The sequence below is a fragment of the Candidatus Amoebophilus asiaticus 5a2 genome (assembly GCF_000020565.1).
Lineage (GTDB): Bacteria > Bacteroidota > Bacteroidia > Cytophagales > Amoebophilaceae > Amoebophilus > Amoebophilus asiaticus.
In genome coordinates this window covers 558,176-575,830 of sequence record NC_010830.1, presented here as the reverse complement: position 1 = coordinate 575,830, position 17,655 = coordinate 558,176, and the positions used below count along the sequence as shown (strand labels likewise).

Sequence of the window (17,655 nt, the reverse complement as noted above, 5' to 3'; positions counted from 1 at the left end):
TTTATATCTATTAAAGTGTACTGACGTGCCCTATACCAGGCTGCTGTTTCCTTTTCTTAGTAATACTCCAGTCCTTTGCAGCTTCTACCTTGCTTGGTTGCAAGGCCAATTGTATTACTTCTTCTACAAATTCCACATAATGAAATTTTAAATCTTGAATATCTTTTTGTTTTATCTCCTGTATATCTTTTTTATTTTCTTTACTAAGTATTACCTCTTTTATACCAGCCCGCTTGGCGGCCAATATTTTTTCTTTGATTCCTCCTACTGGCAGTACTTTACCTCTTAAGGTTATTTCGCCGGTCATAGCCACTTTATCTTTTACTTTTCGTTGCGTATATAAAGAAGCTAAAGCAGCAAAAAGTGTAATACCAGCCGATGGCCCATCTTTGGGTACGGCACCCGCAGGCAAATGGATATGCAAATCATAACTTTCAAACACCTTATCTGGAATACCTAACAAGTTTGTATTTGCTTTGAGATAGGTAAAAGCAGTCATAGCTGACTCTTTCATGACATCACCAAGCTGCCCTGATAGCGTAAGCTTACCCTTACCAGCGCTAAGAATTGCCTCAATAAAGAGGATATCTCCACCCACAGGAGTCCAAGCCAATCCTATAGCTACCCCAGGCAAATGGGTCTGCTGGTACATTTCTTGATCAAATAGTTCTATGCCCAACAAGGAAATTACATCTTCCTTATGTATTTTTTTAGGATAAGGTTCCTCAAGCACCATTGCTTTTCCTACTTTTCTAACCAGACTGGCTAGCTTACGATCCAGCTCACGCACACCCGACTCACGTGTATAGCTTTCAATAACTTTAACAATGGCCGTATCATGAATGGATAAGTCAGTTGCTTTAAGACCATTTTCTTTCCGTTGTTTTGGAAATAAGTATTTTTTAGCAATCTGGAGCTTTTCTTCTATCGTATATCCATTGATCTCAATTATCTCTAGCCTGTCTCTTAAAGCAGGCGGTATAGTATCTAGTTGATTGGCAGTAGCAATAAAAAGCACTTTAGAAAGATCGTATGGCACCTCTAAAAAAGTATCTACAAAAGCCTGATTTTGTTCAGGATCCAATACTTCCAGTAAAGCAGCTGCAGGATCGCCCCGTAAATCTGTAATTTTGTCTAACTCATCAAGCATAAATACTGGATTGGAGCTACCGCTATTCTGTATTCCTTTTATAATTCTTCCGGGCATAGCACCCACATAGGTTTTTCTATGCCCCCTAATTTCTGCTTCATCATGTAAGCCTCCTAGAGAGACCTTTACATATTTCCTATTTAAAGCCTTAGCTATTGATTTTCCCAAAGAAGTCTTACCTACACCGGGAGGGCCATAGAGACATAAGATAGGGCCTTTCATATTTTGTGTAAGCTTACGAACTGCTAAGTATTCTAACAATCGCTCTTTTACCTTTTCAAGACCATAATGTTCGGTATCTAATACTTTTTTTGCCATCTTAAGGTCCATATTATCTGTAGTATATACAGACCAAGGTAGCTCCAGCATTAGTTCGGCATGACTGATAAGTACTGGATAGTCAGCGCTATTAGGGCTAAGGCGCTCGGCTTTGTCTAGTGCTTTATAGAAATAGTCAGCAACTTCTTTAGGCCATTGCTTCTTTTCTCCTTCTGCCCTTAGCTCGTCTATTTCATCTTCAAATTCATTTTCTCCTAATTCTTCTTGTAAAACTTTAATTTGTCTCCGTATGTAAAAATCATGCTGAAGTTGTTCAATATCTGTATGAACTTTATCCTGTATTTTTTTTCTTAGCTTAGAAACCTCTAAATCTTTAAGCAGGTATTTTAGCAATACAGTACCTCTCTTTTTACTATCATGAATTTCTAAAAGCTTTTGTTTACTTTTTATATCTGTATCAAGGCCAGAAGCTAAAAAATATGTAAGCAAATTGAAATCATTAATATTATCTAACAGTAGCTTAATTTCGGTGGGAAATTCAGGCTGTAAAGATATAAGCTTGGCAACTGTTTCTTTAATAGAGCTAACTACAGCTTTAAAATGCTTACTCTGTGTATTACTTGTTTTATCTTTAAGTCTGCTTATACTAGCTAGTAAATATGGAGTTTCTGCTATTACATCTTCTATCTGAAATTTTTCTTCTCCTTGTAAAAGAATTCTAACACGTTCATCCGGAAGGTTAATAAGCTTTAAAATCCGGGCAGTAGTTCCAATTGTAAAAATATCTTGAGCGCTAGTTGCCTCAACATCTTCTTTCTTTTGTGCTACAATACCGATTATACCTCCTGTTTCATATACTTTTTTGACTAACCGTATAATAGAAGCATTCTCCAAGGTCATGGGCATATATATACCAGGGAACAATACATTATACTTGCTAGCCAATAAGGTTAATGATGCATCCTGATTATGATCTTTATGCATATTTTTCATATTGGTTTCTAGCAGTGGTAAGCCGTCTGAATGTTCTATAAGAGTTCCTAGCAAAGTCATATTTTTAAACATATTGATCCATCTATTTCCATACGTGTTGGAATATGTATGGCTATTGTATTAGGGGAGTAGTAATTATATTATATAGTATATAATCACCCCACAAATTATGTGCCAATCTAAAATTAGGCTACCAACTTACCAAAATAACTTACGTAAATCATTAAAGAATCCATAACCAATAAGTAGAAGTAGAATGACTAAGCCAACCTTTTGTACATTCTCTAATACTTTGTCAGGAACCTTTCGTCCTGTTATAAGCTCATAGCTTAAGAATATAGCATGCCCACCATCCAAGGCTGGGATGGGAAGTAGATTGGTAAAAGCAAGTATGATTGATAAGAACCCTACAATGCTCCAGAAGTGTACCCAGTCAAAATGCGTTCCAAATATTTGTGCAATTCCAATAGGGCCACTTAATGATTTAGAAGCAGAAACCTTACCAGTTATGATCTTACCTAAAGCAATTATATTAGTTCTCACTACTTCTATAGCTCTTGTACTACCTATAACAATAGCCTGGCCCAGGTTATACTTTCTTTTCTCGTATCTTAGTAGAGGCCTGGAGCAGAAACCTAACTTACCAGCAGCATTTATGGGTGCAACAGTTTTTTGAAGCTTACCATCTCTTAAATAAGTAATGTCTACTTGATGACCAGCATTTGCTAGCAAAGCTGCCTGTAGCTGGTTAAAATAAGGTGTGGGCTGTCCATTTATTGCCACAATTTGATCTCCTGGACGTAAACCAGCCTTTTGTGCTCCACCATGTGGCTGAATTCCTTTTACTTCAAAAGGTGCTCTAGGAACTATAAATTCTACAGACGCTTTTTCTTCTGACAACTTTTCTAATAGGTTGCTAGGAATATTAATTCGTACTTCTTGTCCATTTCTTTCAACGGTATAATAGCCGTTCGTTTTTAGTAAAGTACGAGGTGAAATTACTTCAGCAAAGTTGGTAAAATCTTTCCCATTAATATTGACAATTTTATCACCTTCTTGGAAACCTAGCATCATTCCAGTAGAATTAGGAAGAATACCATGCTTGTTGACTTCTTCTTTGGAAAGATACGTGTCTCCTAACGCCAACGTGATACAAATATAAATAAGTAAGCCACTAACAGTATTGAAGATAATACCACCTAGCATAACTAATAGCCTTTGCCAAGCTGGTTTAGATCTAAACTCCCATGGTTGTGGAGCTTGGCTAAGATGGTTAGTATCTAAGGATTCATCTATCATGCCAGCAATTTTTACAGACCCTCCTAAAGGCAATGCTCCTATCCCATATTCTGTTTCCCCCCATTTAAAGCGAAAAATTTTGGGTGGAAATCCAATGGTATATGATTCTACACGCATACCAAATAGTTTTGCAAAAAGCATATGTCCCAGCTCATGTATACCTACTATAATAGATAGACCTAGAACAAATTGGATGATCATAATTAATATTTGCATAATGTATTTTTATTTATATTCCTTCTACAAAATAATAAGCTTGCTTTTAGAATAAAGCTAAATTATAGACGTTGTAGTTTAGCTCCTAATCTAACCTGTTACAAATCAGATATTTTGTATTTAGTAACAGCATCTGCTATTTTTCTGTCATTTGCTACGCGGACTATTTTATTCTGTTCTCCTAGCTTGCCCACTTGCCGCATATATTCTTTAAAAGCTCCTGATTGTAGTGAAGTTACTTTTAAAGTACTAAGAATATTGCCTTCTATCAAGTCTTTGTAATAACTATTCAACAAACACATTTGTCGGTTAAGTTCAGAAGCAAAGGTAGTTATATTTTGTGGAGGATAACTAAATTCTATTAGCCATTCATGATAAGAATCCTCACCAGCTTGCTTACTCACCCAGGGCGCTACTGTAAACTCTGTTACCCTAACTTGTGGATACTTATTTAGTGTAAATTGCATAGCCTTCTCTATCTCTTCTATGATTACATGCTCTCCAAAAGCAGATATAAAATGTTTTACACGCCCTGTCACCACAATTCTAGGAGGTTCTAAGGAAATGAATTTAATAGTATCTCCTAGCATATAAGCCCATAAACCTGCATTACTAGATAAGACAAGAGCATAATCAACACCCAATTCTACTTCCTCTATAGATAAACGTTTGGGAGTTGGAGAAGCTAAGCTGATAGTAGGGATAAACTCAAAAAACATACCACTGTCTAATTGTAACAAGAGTCCTTTTTCCTGTTGGGAATCTTGGAAAGCAATAAACCCTTCAGAAGCAGGGTAAGTTTCTATAGTATCTACTGCTTTACCTATTGAGTCAAAAAGCTTATGACGATAGGGTTCAAAATTTACCCCACCATGTACCAATAAGGAAAAATCTGGAAATATTTCACTAATATGCTTACCTGTTTCTTGTGTAAGTTTATCAAAATACATTTGTACCCAAGGTGGTATTCCAGATATAAGCCCCATTTGAGCCTGTAACGTTTCCTCCACAATTTTATCCAACTTAGTTTCCCAATCTGGTATACAGTTAGTAGCATAACTAGGAAGCTGACTACCACGTAGATAGGAAGGCACATGATGATTCACAATGCCCGATAGCCTACCAGTAAGGATATTTGCTTCGGTCGTTAGCTGCGGGCTACCAGATAAGAAAATCATTTTCCTTTTCAAAAAGTCAGTCTTGCTTGTCTCATTAACATAATATAGCAAGGCATTCCTAGCATTGACAATATGATGTTTGATAGACTCTTTGGTAATGGGTATATGCTTGTCTCCACCTGTAGTTCCAGACGTTTTGGCAAAGTAAATAGGACTTCCAGGCCATAATACGTCGCTTTCCCCTCCTTTAATTTGCTCTATATACCCTGTAAAATCCTCATAGGCCCTAATAGGAACATATTGCTTAAAATCTTCATGCGTACGAATAGAATTAAAGTTATGGGCACGCCCAAACAGCGTATGCTTAGCTTGCTGAATGAGCTTATGAAAAATATTCTGCTGGATACGTACTGGATTTTTGAAGCATTGCTTTTGATTACGTACTACCCACGTGGCTAATGGCTTACTTAGTAGTGATTTAAAATTCATAAAGACGGTGCTTGCTATAAAGTTTTTGAAGTTAACAAAGCCAACAAGATAAAGATATTCGTCATAAACTGATTATATAGCAAGTTCTAATTTTTATATTAAGTGCTATGTAGCCGAGTAAGGATAAATTGTTTACAGAGACACTCGGTAGTCAGTTAATTAGCTTTAAGCTAATAGTGTAATCATCTTTTCCTAAGTAGTTAATATGTTAGCATAAAAGCAAAGAATACTAACACAATTAGAAGCTTATGTTAGTATTCTTTATAATCTATATATGCTTTAAACTACTCTAAAAGCTAGCTTGATATCGCTCTGGATGTTCGATAATTTCTCTAGCCCTTTCTAACATTTTTAAATCATATCCTTGCTCCTCTAAAATATCAATTGCAATGGCTTGTGTAGACCTACCAGGAACAATTTTATAGGTATAGTTAAGCTTACGGTTTGTACCTTGGCGAGTAATATATACTTTATAGTTAGCAAAACCTTTATCATGAGCTCTTTCTTCCAATAGCATTACAGTAGGATAGTGTGTAGCTACCATATTTAAACTGTTGGTATATTCAGCTATTGCCTCTAAAATACTATACTCAGCTGCTGCACCTTCTACCGGGTTTGTACCACTAAACGGCTCATCAAAAATGGTAAAACTAAACTCATTAGGTTTCAGTTTTTTAAGTAGCTTGATATGTTTTTGGGCACGGTCTACTTCAGCCATGAAAAGGGATTTACCAGCTGCTATATCATCAGCAATATCAATATATGTATTAATCCTGTTAAAAGGCGTAATGACAATATCTTTGGCAGGCCCTATACCCATTACATGTGCCAGTAATAGCGTATTGGTTATACCTGTTAAGAAGGTAGATTTGCCACCAGCATTAGGCCCTGTAAGGATAATATTGCGTATACCTCCTGCTTCTGCATCCATTTCTATACTATTGCCCACTGCCTGTTTGGAATCTAAAAAAGGATTCCACATCTCATCAATTTTTACATAAGGCTTTGTTTTTTGTTCACGGTCTAAGAACTGAGCAAATACATACTTATGCTTATTATTGTATTCACTTGCTTCTTGCATAAGTGTAGCAAAAGATAGGTGTGCATCTAATAGACCTACTTCATACATGGCATCAGAAAAGGATTCTTTATGCTCTATAAATAACTTGTGGCCTGCTAATAATTTACCTGCATTGTTAAAGAAGTAAGACCAGTTACTTAAAGGCAGTTCTTGTAGGTACTTGATAAGTCTACCAAGTTCTGTATTTTCTTTAGATTGAGCTAACAACTGCCTTATAGCTGTTAGATGTTGTCCATAAACCGCCTCTAGTGTTGGAGAAGCGGCTATGGTTCTACTCACTTGGTTCGCTGTTATAACAAACGCCTGTACGTCTGCCATACGCTGAGCTAGGTTACGGAGCACAGAGGAGTATTCTAAATAATTACTTACGCCTGCATAGGCAGACCAAGTGTAAAGTACTTCACCCAATATAGGATCCACATAATCCCACCCTTCTGTTTTCATGCCAAATTTCTTGTTTCTCTTGTCTACAAAATGAAACTTATACCAGCCACCATAATAAGGAATAGCACCTTTCCATACTAGTTTTCTAAGTTTAGGGTGTTCTAGTAGTTTTTCTTTAAAGAATATTTCACCGATAAGCGGCTTTACTATAGGATATATAAACCGAAATTGAATACCAAAAAAGTCTCGAAAGAAGCGTTTCTTAAATTCCAGCCAAGCAGCCGATTTATTGGATGCATCCTCACCTTTGGCATAAAATTTATCTTCCATATATTTGATATACTCTTTAGTATATAGAGGATCTGCAGTGGTCCAAAAGGATATCATACTTTGCTCAGCATCTTGGTAAATCTGTAGCTGATCCTTTAGTTTTATTACTTGGGAAAAATCATTTAAAAAAGTTTTCAATATATATTGGCGTTCTTGCAGCAATTGAATATCACTAGTAGGAGTCACCAGCATTGTAGCTAAAGCAGCCTCGCCCAATACAGTAGTAGTTTTGTTAATACGTGATATTAAATTATAGCTAGGGTCCGTAGTAGTGCCGTAAAAAAGCTTAAGATCAGCCCAAGCATACTCATTTAAAATAGGCTCCATTTGCTGCTGTACTGCAGATAACTTATCACTTCTTGTTAAGATATTATTAAAAATTGCTTTTCTTATGGTAGCTATATCCAACCTGGCAGGACGAGCCTGATGCGCAGGCGCCTGCGCATCTTTTTTTATTTCAGCTTCAATAGTTTCTTTTTGTTCTTCAGCTTGACTAGCAAAAGATCTTATATAATGATCTGCAACAGCAGTTGCTAGCTTAGATTCTTTGTTCGTATTGGATTTATTAGCAAGTGTTATATTCCAATAGCTTAATAGAACACTTAATAGAAGTATTAAATATTTCTTACCAAGAAAATTTACACCTTTTACTATAGATATGTCGAAGTGTTGCATGGTACTTTTTGTATATGATATAAATATATAGTAGCTCTAGTAGTCCTCACTCAAAACAGCAATATGTGCCTAATGCATATGTTCGCTAATCCCGTGGATGCTAACTTATACACTTATTTTTGCCTGTTAATCGATAAAATTAATATATTTTAATAGGACCAACAAGTTCTTATTACTGTAATACGTGAAAGGGAATATGCAAAAGTTGTTTGGTTTCGAAAAAGGGATCATTAAAGAATTGACTAATTGGGTAATTATGATAAGGTTGATGGATTTGTACAACCTCATTTCCCTTTAAGTATAAGATACCATTTGTAATATTATTGGTAGAAGTAGCAGCTATTTTACCCTTAACCCAACCACAAAATGTTTCTAAGTTAGTTACAGCTCTACCTAGTATAAATTCATATTGATTAGTTAAATTTTCTGCCCGCGCAGTTTGTATAGTTACATTGTCTAATGCCAATGCTTGTACAATGGCTTGTACAGCATGTACCTTTTTATTTATGGAATCAACTAAATGAAAGTGTACTTGCGGAAATAAAATAGCTAACGGAACACCCGGAAACCCACCGCCAGTGCCTACATCTAATATTTTGGTAGCAGGCTTGAACTGTACCAGCTTAGCTATGCTTAAAGCATGCAATACGTGCCGCAGATATAAATTGGGCAAATCTTTGCGAGATATAAGATTAAGGCATGCATTCCATTCTTGGTAAATGGTTCCTAGCTGCCTAAACTGATCCTTTTGTTGGCTAGTTAGGTTATCAAAATGCTCAAATATTATTTCTACGCTAGGACAGAATATTGTTGGTATAGACACGTATTTGTAACTAAGATGTTGTAAGATAATAACTTAATAATATTTATTTCTATCAAAGATAAGCCATATATAGACTCATTTCTATATACATCTTACAATTTTAAAGTTATATCGTTTGCCACCATGTAGCTCACAGATTGGTTCATAGTAATTTCCTAGATTGCTTCGGCTGCACCTTGCAATGACCGTGGCTACCCAGCGTAACAGAATATGGTAGTTATACTCTTTTTTGAACTGCCCCGCTAGCGCTGGCAGTGACGATAATTCTGACATAGCATGGCCACATAGCAGCCGGGATTATTTAGGTATGCTTTAAAATATGTACTGTAGCCATTACTGCTGAATTGCTTCTGCGTTACCTCGCAACACCAATCTAATATAGGCTAGGAGCTAACTATATGATAAGCGGTAATACTTTTTGCAATACTGCTCGCTCGCAATCACCATTGATATTCTCTAAGCTAATAGCAGTTTATTGCTTACACTACCTATATATGTAAGACCTGATTGATGCCATTATTTTAACTTTTCTTAGAAGACCTAGATACTTTTACTTTAAAACTCAATGCATCACCATCTTTTTTATGCTCTATCACAATGGTACTCCCAGCACGTGCATTTCCTTGTAGCACTTGTTCTGTAATCGGATCCTCTACATACTGTTGTATGGTACGTTTTAGTGGCCGGATACCATATTTAACATCATATCCTTGTTTTCCTAAAAAGGCTTTGGCACTGGGTTTTATTTCAAGCTGATATCCTAATTTAGTTGCTCTTTTGACAAGCTCTTGTAATTGTATATCTACAATTTGAACTATATCAGTTGGTGTAAGTGGTCTGAAAATAACTATATCATCTAACCTATTAATAAACTCAGGGCTAAAGGTACGCTGCAATGCCTTTTCAACCTTCTCTTTCATAATTTCTTCTGTATTTTCTCCTGTACCTTGAAATCCTATGCCTGCATTTTGCAAATCCCTAGCACCTACATTAGAAGTCATAATAATAATGGCATGCCTACAATCTATCCTTCTTCCTAAGCCATCGGTAAGTACTCCATCATCCATCATTTGTAAAAGCACATTATATATGTCTGGATGTGCTTTTTCTATTTCATCTAGCAACACTACACTATAAGGGTTTTTACGAATCTTTTCGGTTAGCTGGCCACCTTCTTCATAACCCACATAGCCTGGAGGAGCACCTATTAGCCTAGACACATTAAATTTTTCCATATACTCGCTCATATCTATCCGGATGAGGGCCTCCTTATTAGTGAATAGTGTAGCAGCTAACGCTTTAGCCAGCTCGGTTTTACCTACACCAGTAGGCCCTAAAAACATAAATGTGCCTAGCGGCTTATTGGGATCTTGTAATCCTATATGTGTTCTTTGTATAGTTTTTACAACTTTATCTATGGCTACATCCTGGCCTACAATTCTAGCTTGTAATTGTTGCTTGAGTGTGCTTATGTGTATATCTTTTTGATGTGCAATTCTTTCTAGTGGAATGCCTGTAGTACTAGCTATAACAGCAGCTACATCATCTGTAGTTATAGGATATCTTTTACTCTTTAACTCTTGCTCCCACTTTGTTTTTTCTAGTTCGAACTTTTCATACAGCTTCTTTTCTTGGTCTCTAAGCTGAGCTGCTTCCTCGTATTTCTGATTTCTAACAGCCTTATTTTTATTAGCTTTTATGAGTTCTATGTTGTCCGCTAGTTTAGCAATTTTACTAGGCACTTGTATATTATGCATATGTACGCTAGCACCTACTTCATCCATCACATCAATAGCCTTGTCTGGCAGCAAACGATTACTTATATAACGGTCAGCTAAATCTACACAGGCTTTTATAACTTCTGGCGTATAGGTAACTGAATGATATTCCTCATAAGTATCTTTTAGATTATTTAAAATTTCTATGGATTCTACAATGGTCGTAGGCTCGACTCTGACAGATTGGAATCTGCGGGTTAAGGCACCATCTTTTTCTATATACTGTCTATATTCACTAAGGGTGGTAGCTCCAATACATTGTATATCTCCTCGTGCAAGAGCTGGCTTAAGAATATTGGCAGCATCTAAAGAACCTGCCGCGCTACCTGCACCTACAATAGTATGTAGCTCATCAATAAACAGAATAACTTGCTTTGATTTAACAAGCTCATTCATGATAGCCTTAATGCGTTCTTCAAACTGGCCTCTGTATTTAGTTCCTGCCACTAATGCCGCTACATCTAAACTTACTACCCGCTTACCTAATAGTGGTTTTGCTACTTTCCCTTGCATAATTTGCAAGGCTAAGCCCTCGGCAATAGCAGTTTTTCCTACGCCTGGTTCTCCAATCAACAAAGCGTTATTCTTTCTACGCCTACTTAAAATCTGTGCAACCCTTTCTATTTCCTTTTTTCTACCTATAATAGGATCAAGCTTTCCTTCTTCCGCTAGCTTACTTAAATCTCTGCTAAAGTTATCGAGTATAGGTGTCCTAGTTTTCTCTATATCTTTATGCTTGCTAGTTGTGCTATCTTCACTATCATCCATATTTTCTGAAGCATCATCTCTACTTTCTTCCATTTCTTGTGCTACTATATAGTACTGGCCTAACCTATGAACTATAACACGTTCTATAGCTTCATAGGTAACATTAAACTGATCAAGTATATACTTGGTATGCACATCAGCATTTTTAAGGGCTGCTAATAGTATATGTTCTGTACCTATTGCTTCACTTTTTAGTGCTTTAGCATATTGCTGGGTGAGTTTTAGCAAGCTTTCTATTTCATGGGTAAGCTTTATACCATTAACCTGTCCATTATCTATCATATCCTCCTCATGCTCTTGCTGTTCAGATTTTTCTAATGCTATGCGAAGCTCTTCCATGGGTATTCCAAGGGCAAAAAGAATTTTATAAGCCAAGCAGGATTCATACTGCAAGATTCCTAGCAAGATATGAAGTGGCCTAATAGAATTACTATGTAATTTTAAGGCTTCTTTTCTGCTCAAGGCAATAATTTCCTTGGCTTTGTGGGTTAAGTTAATAGGCATAATATTAAATTTGATTAGAAGACCTACTTATAAATATACTAAATTTTATATTAGCGCTATAGCTCCTCAGGCGAAATGCATGAATTTTTTATAATGTTATATGCGTTAGGGCCTTCGCAAAACAGTAGATCTAAAATACTAAGATTAGCATTAAATATTGTGCCAAATACTTGTTGATAACAACACGGCTTGTACTTTGATCTGCAACTAAAAGGTATTTGGGGACTTATAATATTTCTTGCATCTACTACAGAGCTAGGTGGATTAGCAATATACTCACTAGTTATTTTTATATTTTTTTTCAGGTTCAATAATTCCAAGCAAAGTTTTAGCAGAGCCAGATTAAGCTGGTATAAGTGCGTATACGGCTGGAAAAGTATTTTATGGAAATAACCTGACAAATATTCAAAATAGGGTGCTTTTCCATAGTCAGTACTAATAGACCGCCAGTGACAAATTGGCCACTTTTGCTGGCAGTCAATTTGTATATCTTTATAGAGTATTTTTTTCTTGCCACCTATTACAGGTACCGTAAGCCTATCTATTTGTTGAGAACTAAGAATATAGCATCTATTACCATAAGTTTGTTTTTGATAGTTCCCATAGATTTCTAATTCTATATGATCATAGGACAACAGCCATGTAAAATATTCTATACAAGGCAAGAATTGTAGATCTATGAGTAAGGTATTTGGATACAAGAGTTAACCATATATAGATAGGAAGCTAAACCATGAATATAATTTAGCTTCCTATACATTTTATTGAAAATAATTACTCAGCACCATGGATTAACGTGGCAAGCTTTTTATTAAATATAATGAAAGGTAAACCTACCATAAGCGTAATGAAGAAGATAAGCTGGAAGGTCCTTAAATCTCCGAGGCTCTCCGATTTTTCACCTATCCATGCGGCTAGAAGTTGAGAAAAGCCTATGGCAGCAAAATAAGCGCCCATAATAGATGCACTAATACGCTGCGGTGCCAACTTTGTTACAAAAGATAACGATACTGGCGACAAGCACAGCTCCCCAATCGTATGAAATAGGTAAGCATTAATAAGCCAGTGCAATGAAGATTTTTCAATGCCTGGAGTTTGTCTTTGCAAAACAGCCCCTACCATAAACAGAAAACCTATGCCTACAGCAATGTTGCCAATACCTAATTTATAGAAAGATGATATATGTTTATATCGCTTGGCTAGCCTGTTCCAAATAATAGCTATAACAGGCCCCAAAAGAAGTATAAAAGCTGGGTTCAAAGATTGAAACATACTAGCAGGCACTTCCCATCCAAAAACATATCTATTCGTGTATTCATCTGTATATAGATTCATTAACCCCCCAGCCTGTTCAAAAGCCATGAAAAAACTAAATATACCTATAAAAGATAGTACAAGTGCCCATATACGGTCTTTCTCTTCTTTTGTAAAAGGTGCCTTATTAGTTGTAATAGTTGTTTGGGCAGCTTGGTTCCCTAGCATAGCTCTTGAACTTATACCAACACCCATTAAATATTTTTGGCCTAATAAATAGACAAGAATACCGAATAACATCCCAACACCAGCTATACTAAATCCATAATGCCATCCATATACTTGTGCTACATAACCTACTACCAAGGAAGAAACTATAGCTCCTATATTAATTCCCATATAAAATATCGTAAACCCACCATCTCTTCTCTGATCTCCTATAGCGTATAAACTTCCCACCAATGTAGATATGTTAGGCTTTAAAAGCCCTGTACCAGCAGCGATAAAAAAGAGACCAATCATAAATAACATAACATTTTGCGCGGCTAATAGAAAGTGGCCAATACAAGCTAACATTCCACCCCATAATACAGCAGCTTTTTGTCCTATATATCGATCTGCAATAAGCCCCCCTGGAATTCCTAATACATAAACAGCCATTCCATAAATACCATATAACTTTAAAGCATTGGCATTTGTCCATCCTAAACCTCCCTTAGCTTGATCTACTAAATAAAGCACCAATATGGCTCGCATACCATAGAAGCTAAACCTTTCCCACATTTCTGTTAAGAATAATATAAATAAACCTTTAGGATGTCCTAAGAAACTAGTATTAGTTAAATGTCTGGGTTGTTCCATATATTATAGTGTATTATCAAGGCCCTTCAAAAAACACATAAAGCGACTATGCATTTTTAAATAATTATTGGTTAAGTTTTGAATTTCAAAAGGGCGCTTCTATTTCAATTTAAAAATTAAGGGCCAAAATAAAGCTATAATTTAAATTGTGCAAATCAGTATTAAAAGATACTTGCTTTGCCAAGCACTTTTTAATACTTCCTATCAAGATTATTTATATAACAGAAGACTTATGATTTATTTCTAAGCCACCAATACTTGCTTCCTTGATATCTATTCTCTTTATACTTTCCAAGATAATTGCTTTATATGAAATGAGCTTGATAAAGTTTATGCTAACTGGTATATGAAGATGATAGATAAAAGTCGCATAGAAGCGTTTTACATGTATCTTATTTATCTTCATAGTGGCCTTGCCAAGAAAGTATTAAAATTTCTCCTTTTCCTATTACCTTATAAACAAGCCTATCTTTATGGTTTAGGTGACGAGAGATACAGCCCCTATAACCTTTGTAAGCATGTTTTAAAACTTCTGGTCTGCCAAGCCCTACAGCCTCCCAACTATGGCTTTTTATATCTTCTAAAACCTTTTCAACACTCTTTTTATGTTCTTCTTTTTCTTTGAATGCTAAAAATTCTTTCTCTTGCTTATGATCTAAAAATCTAAATACAATAGGCAATGAGTTTTCTTGTATAATCTCTGATTGTTGATCATTCATTCGTAAAAAATCTAACTTTATACGAGTTACCCTACGCACTCGCTTTTGCTCTTTCCTTTCCCTTTTTGTAACTCTTTGGCATAGTTGAATATTTTGCTGTGCCTGTTCTTGAACACTTAAACCAGGCATTATTAATTCAACGTAACAACCTTCATTTTGTTGTTCAAGTACTGTTTCAACCTCAGTAAAAGTGGTATTAGTGCTTGCCTTTTCTATAATATATGTACTAGTTTCTGTATCTCCTAACTGCAAGACATCAGTTGCTGCTACGTGGCTCTCTAAGGGCTGTATATTTTCTATAGTAACATCTTTTCTATCTTTTTCAAAAATTTGCTCTTCTTTTTGTATGCTTAATAATGCTGATTCTTTTTCTAAGTAGCTTGTTACTGTTTCGGCCAACTCTTTTACCTCTTCCTCTTCTGTTCCTAAAAGAATAGCTTGGTTTAAGTAGGTATATGCATCTTGCCAATCTTTACAATAATAAGCTAAAACACCCCTTATATAACAAGCATCCTTATCAGACAAGGTAGGTAACAAATCATGAACTTCTTGTATTGCACTTTGGAGGGCTGCTAACCTTTCTTCTTCAGACTGTGTAATAACTAAGTTTGAATCATACAAACGGATAATCTCTAACTTCGCTTTAGGAAGACTTGACCGCTTATAGTACTCCAATGCTTTTTGATATTTAGTATTTCCTTCGCCAGCTTTGATATGTGCTTTCTCATATAATGTGGCAATATGGTAAAATGCTTGAGGTAGTTCGGATTGCTCCCAATAGTACTTAGCTTGCCTATAATCTGGCTTCTTTTTTTTGATGCCTATCCACCCGTTCATATAAGCTACTCCAAGGTTATATGAGCAGTGTTTTTTAATAGGTATAGAGGCTGTCGGCGTACTAATAGCTTCTAACATGGAATTTGCAAATAACTGGTAGTTAGGCTTGCCATTTAAACTACAATATCCTAGTGCATAAAGATCTCCCATGCCTCCTATAGCATCTGAATATCCTTTTTCTACAGCCATGTCATAATGATATTTTGCTAATTTATAATTAGGTTTAGTAATATAACCATAGCAATAAAAATCGCCCAAGTGCGCATGAGCATGTCCCGTGCCAGAACGTTCAAAGCACACTTTAGCCCGTTTATAATCAGGAGCTTGTCTAAGAACTTCTACATACCGTCTTGAGAAAATAACTCCCATATTGCATAGAGCTTGCGGTGTGCCAGACATTTCAGAATATTTTATAGCTTTTTGAAGGTCAGGGTTTCCATTCAGCAAACCATCCATATAAAAAGCCCCTAGGTTACTAAAAGATTCTGCAGTTCCAGATCGCTTATAAAACTGTTTGGCTGCTTGATAGTCAGGTTTACCATCAGCGCTAGTATATCCATTTTGACAAAACAAACCTAAATTATAAAGTGCGTCTGGCAACTTTTGGCATTTAAGAAAACAGGCTTGAGCAGCCTTATAGTTTTGCTCTTGTACATATCGGGCTCCTAGGGCTGAAAGCCGACGGACCATATTAAAATATATTTTCTCTTGAGGTAAACTATCTAAAGCTAGTTCTAACTCTTCTGTCAATTTTCTTAAGCGCTTTACTTTTAGCCCATTTTCTTCTTTGCTAAGGTAAGGTTCAGCCAGGCGACTTTTATAAAATGAACTAATTACCTTGATCCGGATGATTTTTTCAACTAAAGTAGTAACATTATCAACATGATGTAAAAAGACTTTTTTCAGCTCTACATGCCCTTGCTTGATAAGATTTGTTATTTTTGTATGTGACGCAGAAGCATAAGCTTTTGCAGTACCCTCAACCCAGGTATTTTGAAAGGATAAAACATACCACCGTTTCGCTAATTCTATATTTCCCTGTTGCTCGCAAATTTCTCCCAAATTATACATGGCCAGGCTATTTCCACACTTAGCAGCATCCACAAAAAGTTGTATAGCTTCTGCTACGTTATGTGCATTGTCATAAAAATTTGGCTGCAGCTTTAACGTGAATCCTTTTTTAAAATCTTCTTTTACTTTTTCCAAGCTATTTATTTTAGAATAAGGGTTTGCAGGAATTAAATGGTATAGCTCCTTTGGCTGAGGCAACATGGATAATGGCCTATGTTGTTCATACGTACCTTGCTCACCTTTTTCAAGTTCTTGCCTTTTATTTTCTTTTTGTGCTCCCAGGGTAGCCCCTGTTACATCTTCTAACTGTTGCATAGGTGAAGGTGCTAACTTTTTATTATTCTTCTTTTTTCCTTTGCCACCTCCTAACATCCCTGCTTGCCCTATCCATACACGTCCGTATGTTGCCAATTTTTTATCTATTACACGGTTAAGTGTTATGTGTACCTGTTGTTCTCTTTCCTTTGATGCAGCTAGCATAAATAAGTCAATTCCTCGCATTACATAAACAGGCAACCTTTGCACAAGGCTAGCATTTCCCCTATCATAAACCTTAGCATACAAATTACCATTAGGCAAATAGTATAATTTGCGTAACTGATGTCCTTCATATGATGACCAACCTAATGGCCTGTTTACTAACTGCCCTAATTTATGATATTCTATAGATAACGATTCTTGTTGCAACGTACCACTAGAGTTATCATATTTGGCTATATCTGCTTGTAAGGAAGTTTCAGCTATGCTTTGTAAATGGGCCTTTAGTTCCTGTTCTACAGCTACCGAATTACCATACCATAAAATTTCTTTGTTACTTAGTTGTAGCTGATGATTTGTTGATCGTGTTCCTCCTTTCACCTCAAATATCTTATTGTCTGTTGGCGTTATTGTATTGATTTCTGGGTGGTCTACTGTACAACTTGCTAGTAAGAAACTAACTAATACAATACCAGCAACCGTTTGCTTAAAATGATTCTTTATCTTTTCCATAGTTAAATTATGCGTTTGATTATGAAGATCTTATCT

The 17,655-nt window shown here is 36.0% G+C and carries 9 protein-coding genes; all 9 read right to left on the bottom strand.

The features are described from left to right. Positions 1-10 precede the first annotated feature (10 nt). The 9 genes from lon to AASI_RS07575 all read right to left on the bottom strand — a co-directional run bounded on the left by lon (position 11) and on the right by AASI_RS07575 (position 17,619). Positions 11-2,494 (bottom strand): endopeptidase La, encoded by a 2,484-nt coding sequence (gene lon / locus AASI_RS02405; protein WP_012472643.1) that lies wholly within the window; start codon positions 2,492-2,494, stop codon positions 11-13. A 126-nt stretch (positions 2,495-2,620) separates the two neighbouring features. Next, positions 2,621-3,937: an RIP metalloprotease RseP gene (gene rseP / locus AASI_RS02400; protein WP_012472642.1), complete on the bottom strand. Its 1,317-nt coding sequence runs from the start codon at positions 3,935-3,937 to the stop codon at positions 2,621-2,623. A 98-nt stretch (positions 3,938-4,035) separates the two neighbouring features. Then, on the bottom strand, positions 4,036-5,544 hold the full coding sequence (locus tag AASI_RS02395) for a GH3 auxin-responsive promoter family protein (protein WP_012472641.1): 1,509 nt from the start codon (positions 5,542-5,544) through the stop codon (positions 4,036-4,038). Positions 5,545-5,833: 289 nt separating this feature from the next. Continuing rightward, complete coding sequence (locus AASI_RS02390) at positions 5,834-8,014, bottom strand: MutS-related protein (protein ID WP_012472640.1); 2,181 nt, start codon at positions 8,012-8,014, stop codon at positions 5,834-5,836. Between the two features lie 172 nt (positions 8,015-8,186). Next, on the bottom strand, positions 8,187-8,837 hold the full coding sequence (gene rsmG, locus AASI_RS02385; protein ID WP_012472639.1) for a 16S rRNA (guanine(527)-N(7))-methyltransferase RsmG: 651 nt from the start codon (positions 8,835-8,837) through the stop codon (positions 8,187-8,189). Between the two features lie 521 nt (positions 8,838-9,358). Next, positions 9,359-11,887: an ATP-dependent Clp protease ATP-binding subunit gene (locus AASI_RS02380; RefSeq protein WP_012472638.1), complete on the bottom strand. Its 2,529-nt coding sequence runs from the start codon at positions 11,885-11,887 to the stop codon at positions 9,359-9,361. 56 nt (positions 11,888-11,943) lie between these two features. Beyond that, on the bottom strand, positions 11,944-12,552 hold the full coding sequence (locus AASI_RS09295) for a WbqC family protein (protein WP_052290793.1): 609 nt from the start codon (positions 12,550-12,552) through the stop codon (positions 11,944-11,946). A gap of 109 nt (positions 12,553-12,661) precedes the next feature. Then, a complete protein-coding gene (locus tag AASI_RS02370) occupies positions 12,662-14,002 on the bottom strand; it encodes a peptide MFS transporter (RefSeq protein WP_012472634.1) in 1,341 nt (446 codons plus the stop codon). Positions 14,003-14,394: 392 nt separating this feature from the next. Beyond that, positions 14,395-17,619, bottom strand: coding sequence for a type II toxin-antitoxin system YoeB family toxin (locus tag AASI_RS07575; RefSeq protein ID WP_012472632.1), 3,225 nt, complete (start codon positions 17,617-17,619; stop codon positions 14,395-14,397). Positions 17,620-17,655: the final 36 nt, after the last annotated feature.